Origin of the sequence: Plantactinospora solaniradicis (assembly GCF_042658085.1) — a bacterium.
GTDB classification, from domain to species: Bacteria; Actinomycetota; Actinomycetes; order Mycobacteriales; family Micromonosporaceae; genus Plantactinospora; species Plantactinospora solaniradicis.
In genome coordinates, this window is record NZ_JBHSPR010000029.1 from 79,405 (window position 1) to 90,608 (window position 11,204).

An 11,204-nucleotide genomic window follows, 5' to 3' on the forward strand; every position below is an offset into this window, starting at 1 on the left:
GCCGGACAGCCTGCTCACAGCCCCGGCGTATCAAGTTTAGCCGCGCACGTCTGTCAACTGGGGTTGACAGACGTGGGTTGTCAACCTAAGTTGACAACATGAGTCAGGCAACGGATCTGGCGGCGGCGGCCGGCAGCACCGACCCACGGGTCGGGCTGCGAGCGGTGGTGGCCCTGCGCCGGTTGTTGGAACGCCTGGAGGACGTCCAGGTCGACAACGCCCGGCGCCAGGGCTGGTCCTGGCAGGAGATCGCCGACGTGCTGGAAGTCAGCAAGCAGGGCGTACACAAGAAGCACGCCGGACGCCCGGTGGCGCGTACCCAGGGAGGTTCATGATGTTCGAGCGGTTCACGGTGCAGGCCCGCGACGTGGTCCGGGGGGCCGTGGTGGAGCGCGACCGGTGGGGGCACCGCAGCGTCGGCACCGAGCACCTGCTGCTCGCGCTGCTCGACGAGGAGAGGAGTTCCGTCGCGGGCCTGCTACGACAGGCCGGCGTCGACCCGGAGCGGGTGATCGCGGAGATCGACCGGAAGGTCGGCCGGGACACGGAGGAACTCGGCGACCGCGACGCGGAGGCGCTGCGGTCGATCGGCATCGACCTGGACGCGGTGCGTTCCAAGGTCGAGGAGTCGTTCGGGGTCGGGGCGCTGGAGCCGCCACCGCCCCGACGTGACCGACGCGGACTCTTCAGCGGATGGGATCTCTCCAGCCCGTTCTCGTCCCGGGCCAAGAAGGTGCTGGAGCTGGCCCTGCGGGAGGCGGTCCACCTCAGGCACCGGCAGATCGGGGCCGAGCACATCCTGCTCGGGCTGATCCGAGAGGGAAACGGCCTGGCCGCGCTCGTCCTCACCGAGGCCGGTCTGGACCTCGCCGAACTTCGCCGCCGGACGATCAGCTCCCTCGACCAGGCCGCCTGAACCGGATACGCCGGCCCGGGGCGCCCCGGGCCAGCGGCGCTACCCCGCCGGCTCAGCCCGACCGGCTCAGCCCGACCAGCCGGTACGCACCGCGTTCAGCCGGTCGACCGGCTCTGCTCCAACTGTTCGCGGAGGATGTCGGCGTGCCCCGCGTGCCGGGCGGTCTCCTCGATCATGTGCGCGTAGATCCATCGCAGCGAGACCCGGCCCAGCCGAGCGTGCGGCACCGCGTCGTCGAGGGCGAAGCCGGCAGCCACCCGTCGCGACTCCGCGCACGCCTCGGCGTACTCGCTGAGCAGGCTCTTGACCGTGTCGTCCGGGCCGAGCGTCCAGCTCGGGTCGCCACCGTCCACCCAACCGGCGATGTCGGCCGGGTCGCGCTGCGCCATCCGGCGCTGGAACCAGCTCCGCTCGACCACCGACAGGTGCTTGAGCAGCCCGCCGAGCGTGGTCAGCGACGGTACGAGGCGGCGCCGGGCATCCTCGTCCGACACCCCGGCGATCTTCTCCACGAGTTCCCGGCGCTGGCAGTCGAGGAACGCCTCCCACACCGCTCGTTCGCCGTCGGTGGCTACCAGTTCCTCGAAGGCGAGCGGGGGATCGACCATGGGCCGTACTCTATCGGCCGGCGCGGGCCAGGCCGGCACCGACGGCGCACCGTGCGCGGTACGTCACGCCCCTCCGGGTCGCTGACGGTGGCAAGCTGCTGCACACTGGCGGCCGTGAAGCGGCAACAGGAGAGCGCGCGGGGCGCGACGATCGGGAGCGGCGGACCACGGTCCGCCGTGGTGGTCAACCCGGTCAAGCAGACCGACATCGACGGACTGCGCCGGACCGTGACCGAGACGCTGACCGCGGCGGGTTGGCCGGAACCGGCGTGGTACACCACGACCGCCGAGGACCCGGGGCAGGGCCAGGCACGGCAGGCCATCGAGGCCGGAGCCGAGGTGCTCTTCGTCTGCGGCGGCGACGGCACCGTGATGTCCTGCGTCGGCGCCCTGGCCGGCACCGAGGTGGCGATGGCCATCCTGCCCTCCGGGACCGGCAACCTGCTCGCCGCCAACCTGGGACTCTCGAACGATCTCGCCGCCGGCATCGAGGTGGCGCTCGAACGGGGCCGGCGACGGATCGACGTCGGCGTCTGCGAGGACCAGGTCTTCGCGGTGATGGCCGGGATGGGCTTTGACGCGCAGATGCTCGCCGCCACCTCGGAGACCACCAAGGCCCGGGTCGGCTGGCCCGCGTACGTCGTCGGGGCGATGCGTCACCTGCGGGACCGGCCGATGAAGGTGTCGATCCGGATCGACGACCAGCCGCCGCGACGGCGCCGGGCCCGGACCGTTCTGGTCGCCAACGTCGGGCGGCTACAGGGCGGGGTACGACTGCTGGCCGACGCCGAGCCGGACGACGGCTTCCTGGACGTCGCGGTGCTCACCCCACGGACGCTCAACCACTGGCTGTCGCTCGGCTGGGCGGTGCTCCGGCGCCGCAGCCGGGTGCCCCGGATGGAGGTGCTACGCGGCCGGCGCGTCACGATCACCAGTAACCGGGCGCAACCGCGTGAACTGGACGGCGACGTCATTTCCGCCGGCCGTTCGCTGCGGGTGACGGTACGCCCCGCCGCGCTCTGGCTCTGCGTACCGCAGCCGGCGACCGAACCGGACCTGGCGGTGGACGCGGACGCGGCGGCCGAACGAGGCGAACGCCGCGTGGAGGAAGCCCGGTGAGTGCGAGGAGTGAGCCGGGTTTGCGAGCCCCGCAGTCACGAACGAAAGGCGGGCCCCGATGAGTTTTCTGGGTGAGGTTCGGGGGCGAGGCGAGGTAGGGCACGGTGAGTAGCACCAAACTGGTTCCGGAGACCCGGCTGATGGCGGACGAGGAGCTCTCCGCCGACGACGCCTGGCACGTCCTGCGCCGGCACGGTGGCTGGCACCTGATCCGGGACGCCTTCATCCGGTTCCGGTACGGCGACGCGTTCAGCCACTCCCGGGCGCTGGCCCTCCAACTCTGTCTCGCCGTGGTGCCGTTCCTGATCGCCCTGTCCGGTCTGATCAGCGACCTCGGGGTGGACGAGGGCGGCCTCGTGGTCGCCGACACCGTCATCGCGCTGACCCCGGGCGCGAGTGACGGCGTCGTCAAGGACCTGCTCGTCGACTCGGAGAAGACCGAGGACGCCGGCGAGCTGGCGCTGACGCTCGGCCTGCTCACCGGCTTCGTCGCGCTGACCACGACGATGGCCCAGGTCGAGCGCGGGGCGAACCGGATATACGGGGTGGAGCGGGACCGGCCGGCGCTGTGGAAGTACCTCCGGGCCGGCACGCTGGCGCTCTTTGCCGGGGCACCGGCGCTGGTCGGCTTCTTCATCCTGGTCGGCGGCGGCGCGCTCGGCGACTCGGTCCGGGAGCACTACGACTGGTGGGGTCCCCAGGTCGATCTCACCTGGGACATCGTGCGCTGGCCGCTGAGTCTCGGGCTGACCATCTTCGCCGTCGCGGTGCTGTTCCGGCACGCGCCGCGCCGCCGTCAGCCGGGGCTCTCCTGGCTGTTGTTCGGGGCCGGCTTCACCACCGCGTTGTGGTGGCTGGCCAGCGTCCTGCTCGCCGGTTACGTCAGCTACAGCGACGCGTTCGACGCCACCTACGGCGCGCTGACCGGGATGATGGCGCTGTTGCTGTGGGCAAACCTGACCGGGATCGCGCTCTTCGGTGGTCTGGCCTTCGCCGCCCAGTTGGAGGCGCTGCGGCTCGGCGAGCACGAGCCCGCCGAGCCGGACCGCTGGGAACCGGACCAGGCGGACCAGGACATGGCCGACATCGATCCCGAGGGCACTCTCGGCCGAGCCGCGTCCGCACCCCGGACCAGGGAGAAACGGCTGCCGGACGCGGTCGGGACCGGCGGGAGCGGAGAGCCCCGCGACGGCTGACGGGTGTACGCAGTCCGCGCGGCGGGTACCGGGCAGGCCAGACCCGAGAAGGGAGTTCTGGCGTGGCCACGGTCAGCGAAGTGTTGCGACGACCCCTGGGGCATTTCGCGGAGCGGAGCCTGGCCGGGTTCGCCGTCGTCGCCGGAACCGGCGTCGGGTTCGGCATCCTGCTGATGCTGGTGCGGCTCCGCTGGGACCCGCTGTACCAGGCCGACCACGAGACCGCCGCGTGGTTCAACGAGCTGGTCTCGTCGTACGGCGGGCTGGTCACCGTGCTCCAGGCGGTCAGTTCACTGGGCGGTCGGCCGATCATGATCTGGCTGGTCACCATCGCGGTGGTGGGCCTGCTGATCCGGCGGCAGGGCCGGCTCGCCTTCTATCTGATCGTGACCGGGGTCGGTGCGCTGATGCTCGACCCCTCGCTGAAGACGCTGGTCGGCCGGTTGCGCCCGGTGGTCGACATCCCGGTGGCCTCCGCGCCGGGGAACAGCTTCCCGAGCGGGCACGCCCTCGGATCGATCGTCGCCTACGGTGCTCTGCTGCTGGTCTTCCTGCCGGCGATGCAGCGGCGGTGGCGCCGAGCGGCGATCGGCATCGTGGCCGTGGTGGTGGCGGCGGTCGGCCTGACCCGGATCGCGCTCGGCGTGCACTACCTCTCGGACGTCCTCGCCGGCTGGCTGCTCGGCCTGGCCTGGCTGGGCGTGACCGCGTACGCCTTCCGGCTGTGGCGCCGTGAGCGCGGTCGGCCGGTCCGGCCGCTGGGGGAGGGGCTGGAGCCGGAGGCGGGACGGGAGATCGCACCCGCACCGGCCGAGGAGCACGTGCTGCCGCATCCCCGGGTCGCCGTCGCCGAGGTGCTCACCGGCTGGGTGCTGGTCTTCGGCGCCCTGTACGCCTTCGGCATGCTGGTCAGCTACTACGCCGACGGCACCTTCGTCGACACGCTCGACCACGCGGTGCCGGAATGGTTCGCCGCGCACCGGACCGACACCCTCAACGATGTCAGCCACTGGGCGAGCAAGGCCGGTGACACCCACGCCATCCTGCTGGTCTCGCTGATCTTCTGCCCGCTCGCACTGGCGTTCTGGCGGCGCTGGCGACCGGTGCTGTTCCTCGCGTTGACCATGTTCGGCGAACTCACCCTCTTCCTCGCCTCCGCCCGCGCGGTGGACCGGCCCCGTCCCGAGGTGCCGCACCTGGACGGCCCGCTGCCGACCGCGTCCTTCCCGTCCGGGCACATCGCGGCCACCATGTGCCTCTGGGTGGCGATCGCGCTGTTGGTGATGCCGCGTACCGACCGGTGGTGGCGGTGGCTGACCGTGGTCGCCGCGATCGTCATGCCGCTCGCGGTGGCGGCCTCCCGGATGTACCGGGGCATGCACCACCCGAGTGACTTCGCCGGTGCCCTGCTGCTCACGATTGCCTGGATCGGCGTGCTATGGCTGGTCGTACGCCCCAACGAGGAGTTGCGGGCCGACGACGGCCGGCGGGGGACGGCGGAAGGTCGGGGAGAGCCGCCGGCAACGACCTCGCCGGAGCGGACGCCGCCGGAGAGCCCGGCAGGGCTGGAGCAGCTCGACGACGAACTCGCCCGCGCCGCCCGGTCCGACTGAGACCCGGACGCCGGGGCCGGACGGGTCGAGAGGGGGGGTGGGAGCCGGTTGCGGGTGATGACGTACAACATCAAGACCGGTGGCCTGGACGGCGGCGACCCGAGCCGCCTCGGCCGGATTCTTGACGTCGTCGTCGAGCAGCGGCCGGATGTGCTGGCGTTGCAGGAGCTTCGCGGCCTCCGCCGGAACCGCCGCCGGCTCGACTCGGTCGCGCAGCGGCTCGGGATGCGGCCGTACCTGGCCGGAGGATGGCTCGGGCAACCGGTGGCGGTGCTGGTCCGGCCGCCCGGCCGGGTCCTCGCGGCGAGACCGGTACGTCGACCGTTCCACCACGGCGCGCAACGGGTGGTGATCGACACGGACCGGGGACCGTTGACCGTGCTCAGTACCCACTTGGATCCGTACTCCGGGCGGCGCCGGCTGCGCGAGGCCGGCTGGCTGATCGCCGGGGCGCGTCGGGCCGGACCGGACACCGGGCCGCTGCCGGACCGCCTCGTGCTGCTGATGGGCGACCTGAACTCGCTCGACCCGTGGACCGGGCACGACGAGCGGATCGGTCGGCTGCGCCCCGGGTACCGGGGCCGGCACCTGCTGCCGGACGGGGTGACGGTGGACACCCGTACGATCGCCGCGCTCGACCGGGCCGGCTTCGTCGACCTGTTCCGGCGGCCGGGCGTCCAGGTCCAAAACACCGTGCCCACCACCGGAGGCGGCGGGGCGGAATTCTCCGGAATGCGACTCGACTATCTGCTCGCCACCCCGCCGCTCGCCCGGCTGGCCGGGCCGTGCCGGGTCGTCACCGGCGGCGCGGCGGAGTCCGCGTCCGACCACTATCCACTCGTCGCCGAGTTCGACCTGGACTTCCGGTGAGCCCGGACGCGCCCGCCCGGCAAGCCGCCGAGGCCGAGCCCGGACGCGGGCACGGCCGGGGGTGGGCCCCCGGGTCAGGCGCCGAGACCGACGTCGCGGGCGAGCAGGGCCGCCTGTACCCGGTCGGCGACGCCGAGCTTCGCGAAGATCGCGGAGAGCTGGTTGCGTACCGTCTTCTCGCTCAGCCCGAAGTGCCGGGCGATCCGGGCATTGGTGTCACCCAGGGCCAGGCGCCCGAGGATGTCCCGCTCCCGCGAGGTGAGCTGGTTGAACGGGGCGGGCAGCTCGGCCGGACCGCGTTGCAGCGTGGTGAGCACCGATGTCCCGATGCCCGGCCCCAGCACGACACCGCCCTGGGCGACGGTACGCAGGGCGTCGATCACCGCGTCCGGGTCGGTGTCCTTGAGCACGTACCCCCGGGCGCCCGCACGCAGAGCCCGGGCCACGATCTCCTCGTCGTTGGCCATCGTCAGCATCAGGACCTTGACGTCCGGGCAGGACAGCATGATCCGCTGGGTGGCGTCGACCCCGTCCCCGTCCGGCAGCGCGACGTCCATCGCTATCACCTGGACCTGGTTGGTGACGGCGGAGGTGAGCGCCTCGGCGGTGGTCGACGCCTCGAATACGTCGCTCACCCACGACTCGCCCTCGAGCATGGTTCGCAGGCCCCGCCGCACGACCGGGTGGTCGTCGACGATAAGGATCCGTCCACCGTGCACCATGCTCGTCGCCCGCCTCTGCACGCACCGCCGCGTCCTGGGCGGAGCCGGCGTCGGCATTGGTCCATCCACGACGCCGGCTCAGCCATCGCGGGTTCAGCGTAGCCGGCTACCCGAGCCGGCCCGCGTCGCTGTCCGGAGTCTGGCCGTTGACGCCGTTGACCTGGCCGGCGGCGGCCGGCTGAGACTTACCGGCGCGCGGTTCCGGCACATCCGGTACCGGCTCGGCTACGGATCGGTGGGCAGTTCCCCAACACCCGTCGGCGCCGTCGAGTACCGGCTCGGGCCCGCTGCCGGTATCCGTCCGGCCGATGGTCGGGAGATCGCCGACCGGAGGGCTGGTGGTCGCACGGTCGATAGTGGATGGGACGTCGTGTGCTGGTCCGGCGGGCGGCTGGTCGATGTTTGCCGGCTGAAACGGCAGCCGGACCCGGATCGACGTGCCATGTGGCGTGCGCTCGGTGATCTCGAAGTCGCCGCCGAGTTCGGTCGCCCGTTCCCGCATGGAGTCGAGGCCGACCCCGCCCGGTCGGCGCGGGCCAAGCCCGACACCGTCGTCGAAGACCTCCAGCGTCAGCGCGCGGTCCCGGTCGACGTTCACCCAGCAGGTCCTGGCCTGGGAGTGCCGGGTCACGTTGGTCAGCGCCTCCGCGACGATCCGGTACGCGGCCACCTCGATCGCCGCCGGCAGTCCCTGCAGGTTCCCCTCGACCTGCAACCGGACCGACAGCGTCGAACTCTCGAACCGGCCGCACTCGTTGCGCAGCGCTGCCGCGAGTCCCCGGTCCAGGGCTGGCGGCCGGAGCTGGTCGACGAGTTGACGTACCTCGGCGGTGCAGGTCTGGAGGTCCGCCGCGAGCGCGTCGAGGATCCGACCGGTCCGGGGCTGTTCGGCGACGAGCTTCTGTGCGGCGCGTACCTGCATCGCCATGCCGGCCAGCGTCGGCCCCAGCCCGTCGTGCAGGTCGCGGCGCAACCGTCGCCGCTCCTCCTCCCGGGCGGTGATCAGCCGCTCCCGGGAGTCCTGCAGGTCGTGGATGAGCCGGACGGCGTCGGCCGCCACCGCCGCGTGCAGCGCCAGGTCCTTCAGCAGCCGCCGCTCGACCGGAGTGAACCGGCTGGCCGAACTACGGGTCGCGACGATCAGGCGGCCGACCCGTTCCCCCCGGGTGACCATGTCGAACGACTCGACCGTCGTGTTCGCGATGCCGTGCGCCGCGAGGATCCTGGGCCCGTCGCGCCCCTCGACCTCGACCGAGACGTGCGGCACCTTCAGGGAGCGCGCGATGGTCCCGGTCAGCAGCGGAAGTACCGCGTTCGGCTCGACCGTACGGCCGAGCAGGTCGCCGAGCCGCGCTATCACCTGGTACGGGTCGTCCCGGTCACCGTAGAGCAGCCGGTTGACTCCACGCTGGACCCGGCCGCGCACCGGTTCGAAGGCGACCGCGATCAGCCCGGTCGCGACCAGTGAGGCGTTCGAGGTGTCGCCCGCCATCAGCAGGTCACGCAGCAGCGTGATCAACCCGACGAACCCGGCGATCACCAGCAGGCTCATCACCAACCAGACGATGGTCCGGTTGATGACCTGGTCCAACCCGTACAACCGGTAGCGCAGCACCGCGATGGACATACCGGCCGGCAGCGCCACAACCATGATCACCCACGCTCCGGGCAGGTCGATCGTGTCGAGCACCAGGCCGAGCACCAGCAGGACGCCGGAGGCGAACAGACAGGCCAACTGGGCCCGGCCGTCCCCGTCCGCCCGGCGCCAGCGGACCACCAGCGAGGCGAGCACACCGAGCAGGCCGATCCCGGCGACCCCGACTGCGAGCAGCCCGATCCGGACCAGAAGCTGGGCCCGGTCGGTCACGGCCTCGCCCGGCGTCTCGGTGTTCATCAGGTTCCGAGGGTCGTCGAGGGCGGCGACGGCGAAGGCGACGGTCGCGATCGCGCTGGCGCCGGCGATCACCCAGACGAGCGGCTTCCAGCGTGCGGACGGAAGCCGCCCGTCCGGGAAGACCAGCAGGGCGAGGAAGATCAGCCCGTACGGCGGCCACCAGGACCATTGACTGAGCCAGTCGAGGACGAGCCAGCTCGGCCAGCTCTCGGAGAGCACGCCCACGCTCGCCGCCCCCCCGGCGGCGAGCATGAGCCGGCCCACGAGATGCCCGGGCATGCCGACCAGGACCAGTGCGCCCAGGCTGGCGAACGCGACCGCGATCACCGCGGTCAGCGCGGTATTGGTGCTCCGGACTTCGCTGTCGCCGAACCACTGCCCGGCCAGAACCAGTACGGCGGCGGCGAACGCGCCGGCCAGCACCAGGATCCGACGAGCGGGCCAGCGTCGCGTGGCGTTGGTTGACATCACCCCTCGGACCCCTGATCTCCTGGCCTCAGTGTGCCCAGCCGGCGGCGTGCATTGCGTTGTGGAGCCAGTTACCGTCCGTCCTCAGCATGGTGTCCGAGTCCGTCCCGCCCCCCGGGAACTTCGCGGCGTCCTCGGCAAGCGTCCCCGCACCGATCTCGGGCAGGGCATCGAGGGCACCCCGTACGGACATGCCCGAATCGGCGAGCACGTCGGGATTGCGCCGGATGTAGTCGCGGACGTGCTGAATCACGGCCTGGAGTCGGGCCTGGACCAGCTCGGGCTCGGGATCGTCGAGCGTGGGAAGGAGTCCCTCCAGCTCCCAGGCCTGACTGAGCACCGGTGCGAGTCGGCGACCCGCGAGGTCGAAGAACTCCAGGGCGCCCTGGGACTTGGCACCGATGTCCTTCTCACTCAGCATCTCCGCCACACTGCCGTAGGCGTGGGCGAAGCTGTTGTCGCTGGCGATGATGATCGGCGCGATGTCCGTGGCTCGGGCCGGGCGAGTCGGTCTTGCGGTCATGACACTCCCCTCATATCCATATTCGACGGTATTCAGCGCTGGTGGGTGACGGGTGTCCTCCCGCAGCCTAGGCCCGGGATACAACGCGGTACGGGACGCTCCGTCGGCAACGCATCATGTCCCGTCCGACGTCCCGCAGACCCGGGACCCGTGTCCCGGTCGAGTCGGGAAAAACCGGTCGGCGGGCGATTCGGATCGTTCCCCGAGGCCGAGGCGGCGTCGCGGATGGACGGTGCCATGCCGGTCGGGGTTCGGGGTATCGACCGACCGGCGCTCGATATCCGACCGATGCCGCCTCGATGGCGCCGGTCGGCAGGCTCTTCGACGGTGCCAGCCGCCACTCACCACGGCCGGCATCTCGGCAACCGGCAGATGGGGAGACGCATGACGACCGAGTCGTCGGCCATCGAGGGCCGTGGTTCCGGCCGGGCCGCGCGGCTCGGCGGGCAGGTGTTCGGCGCGGACGGCGCCGACGCCGGGCCCTGGGACGGGCTGCCCGAGCCGGCCGGGCTGGTCGCCGACCTGTTGGCCCGGATCAGCCTGGCCGGCTGGACCGTGCACCGGCGGGACGGGCGGGACGCGGTCACCCCGCCGACGCCGGTGCACCGGGTACAGGGCTGGAAGCTGCACGTGTCGGCGACCGTACTGTCCGCGCCGGAGGTGCTGGCGGCCTGTGCTCCACTGCTGGTCGAGACCGACACCGCCTTCGAGTACGTCGCCACCCTGTCCGGGCTCGCCGCCCTCAACGGGCCGTGGGCGCCCAGGCCCGGTGCGGGGAAGTTCCTCACCGCCTACCCGGCGACGGACGAGCTGTTCCGGGAACTCGCGAAGCGGCTCGACGAGGCGACGGTGGGAATGGTCGGCCCGGCGATCCTCTCCGACCAGCCGTACCGGGCGGGCGGCGTGGTGCACTACCGCTACGGCGCGTTCGCCGGTGTCGGAGTGCTCGACAACGACGGTGGGCACCGTCGCTGTGTCGTCAGCCCGTTCGGCAACCTGGTCGAGGACCGCTGCGAGGCGGTCTTCCGTCCACCGCCGTGGGTGGAGATGCCCTTCGACTCGTCGCCGGAGTGGCGGGCACCGGCCACGGTCGGGCCGAGCCGACCGGCGAGCGGGACCGGGTCGAGGTGGTCGGTCGCGTCGATGCAGACGATGGGAACGGGGCCCATCGGCCCGATCGGCCCTATTGGCCCGATCGGCCCTGTCGACCCCGCCCGGTCGACGGGGGTGCCCGGGACACCGGGGGCACCGGGGACAACGGGGGCGGCCGGGTCG

11 protein-coding genes are annotated in these 11,204 nt (G+C 72.0%); 7 read left to right on the forward strand and 4 right to left on the reverse strand.

Features of this window, described 5'->3' with window-relative positions:
• Positions 1–98 precede the first annotated feature (98 nt).
• Both ACFP2T_RS28195 and ACFP2T_RS28200 read left to right on the forward strand, forming a co-directional pair.
• Positions 99–335, forward strand: a complete 237-nt coding sequence (locus ACFP2T_RS28195; protein WP_377426770.1) for a helix-turn-helix domain-containing protein — start codon at positions 99–101, stop codon at positions 333–335.
• Entirely contained in the window at positions 332–916 is a 585-nt protein-coding gene (locus ACFP2T_RS28200; protein WP_377426772.1) for a Clp protease N-terminal domain-containing protein, read from the forward strand. Before ACFP2T_RS28195 ends, ACFP2T_RS28200 begins: the two co-directional genes overlap by 4 nt.
• A gap of 95 nt (positions 917–1,011) precedes the next feature.
• Here ACFP2T_RS28200 and ACFP2T_RS28205 read toward each other — a convergent pair whose 3' ends face one another.
• Complete coding sequence (locus tag ACFP2T_RS28205; RefSeq protein ID WP_377426775.1) at positions 1,012–1,524, reverse strand: DinB family protein; 513 nt, start codon at positions 1,522–1,524, stop codon at positions 1,012–1,014.
• Positions 1,525–1,638: 114 nt separating this feature from the next.
• On the opposite strand from ACFP2T_RS28205, the gene ACFP2T_RS28210 reads away from it, so the two are divergent.
• From ACFP2T_RS28210 to ACFP2T_RS28225, 4 genes are all read left to right on the forward strand, one after another.
• Positions 1,639–2,643 (forward strand): diacylglycerol/lipid kinase family protein, encoded by a 1,005-nt coding sequence (locus ACFP2T_RS28210; protein WP_377426777.1) that lies wholly within the window; start codon positions 1,639–1,641, stop codon positions 2,641–2,643.
• Between the two features lie 104 nt (positions 2,644–2,747).
• Positions 2,748–3,839 carry a YihY/virulence factor BrkB family protein gene (locus ACFP2T_RS28215; protein ID WP_377426779.1) on the forward strand — a complete coding sequence of 364 codons (1,092 nt, stop codon included), beginning with the start codon at positions 2,748–2,750 and terminating at the stop codon, positions 3,837–3,839.
• Between the two features lie 62 nt (positions 3,840–3,901).
• Positions 3,902–5,452 (forward strand): phosphatase PAP2 family protein, encoded by a 1,551-nt coding sequence (locus ACFP2T_RS28220; protein ID WP_377426781.1) that lies wholly within the window; start codon positions 3,902–3,904, stop codon positions 5,450–5,452.
• 57 nt (positions 5,453–5,509) lie between these two features.
• Positions 5,510–6,322 carry an endonuclease/exonuclease/phosphatase family protein gene (locus ACFP2T_RS28225; protein ID WP_377426784.1) on the forward strand — a complete coding sequence of 271 codons (813 nt, stop codon included), beginning with the start codon at positions 5,510–5,512 and terminating at the stop codon, positions 6,320–6,322.
• A gap of 74 nt (positions 6,323–6,396) precedes the next feature.
• Here the strand turns inward: ACFP2T_RS28225 and ACFP2T_RS28230 are convergent, their stop codons facing one another.
• The 3 genes from ACFP2T_RS28230 to ACFP2T_RS28240 form a co-directional block, all read right to left on the reverse strand.
• Positions 6,397–7,065 carry a response regulator gene (locus ACFP2T_RS28230; protein WP_377426786.1) on the reverse strand — a complete coding sequence of 223 codons (669 nt, stop codon included), beginning with the start codon at positions 7,063–7,065 and terminating at the stop codon, positions 6,397–6,399.
• Positions 7,066–7,150: 85 nt separating this feature from the next.
• Positions 7,151–9,406 carry a sensor histidine kinase gene (locus ACFP2T_RS28235; RefSeq protein WP_377426788.1) on the reverse strand — a complete coding sequence of 752 codons (2,256 nt, stop codon included), beginning with the start codon at positions 9,404–9,406 and terminating at the stop codon, positions 7,151–7,153.
• 28 nt (positions 9,407–9,434) lie between these two features.
• Positions 9,435–9,929, reverse strand: a complete 495-nt coding sequence (locus ACFP2T_RS28240) for a hypothetical protein (protein ID WP_377426790.1) — start codon at positions 9,927–9,929, stop codon at positions 9,435–9,437.
• Between the two features lie 384 nt (positions 9,930–10,313).
• Between ACFP2T_RS28240 and ACFP2T_RS28245 the strand changes: the two genes are divergently transcribed.
• Positions 10,314–11,204, forward strand: an 891-nt coding sequence (locus tag ACFP2T_RS28245; protein ID WP_465264276.1) for a class III lanthionine synthetase LanKC N-terminal domain-containing protein, incomplete at its 3' end; no start/stop codon positions are given.

Excerpts from the sequence above, each read along its gene's own strand:
- ACFP2T_RS28195 (WP_377426770.1), top strand. The coding sequence starts at position 99 with ATGAGTCAGGCAACGGATCTGGCGGCGGCGGCCGGCAGCACCGACCCA.
- ACFP2T_RS28200 (WP_377426772.1), top strand. The coding sequence starts at position 332 with ATGATGTTCGAGCGGTTCACGGTGCAGGCCCGCGACGTGGTCCGGGGG.
- ACFP2T_RS28205 (WP_377426775.1), bottom strand. The coding sequence starts at position 1,524 with ATGGTCGATCCCCCGCTCGCCTTCGAGGAACTGGTAGCCACCGACGGC.
- ACFP2T_RS28225 (WP_377426784.1), top strand. The coding sequence starts at position 5,510 with ATGACGTACAACATCAAGACCGGTGGCCTGGACGGCGGCGACCCGAGC.
- ACFP2T_RS28235 (WP_377426788.1), bottom strand. The coding sequence starts at position 9,406 with ATGTCAACCAACGCCACGCGACGCTGGCCCGCTCGTCGGATCCTGGTG.
- ACFP2T_RS28240 (WP_377426790.1), bottom strand. The coding sequence starts at position 9,929 with ATGACCGCAAGACCGACTCGCCCGGCCCGAGCCACGGACATCGCGCCG.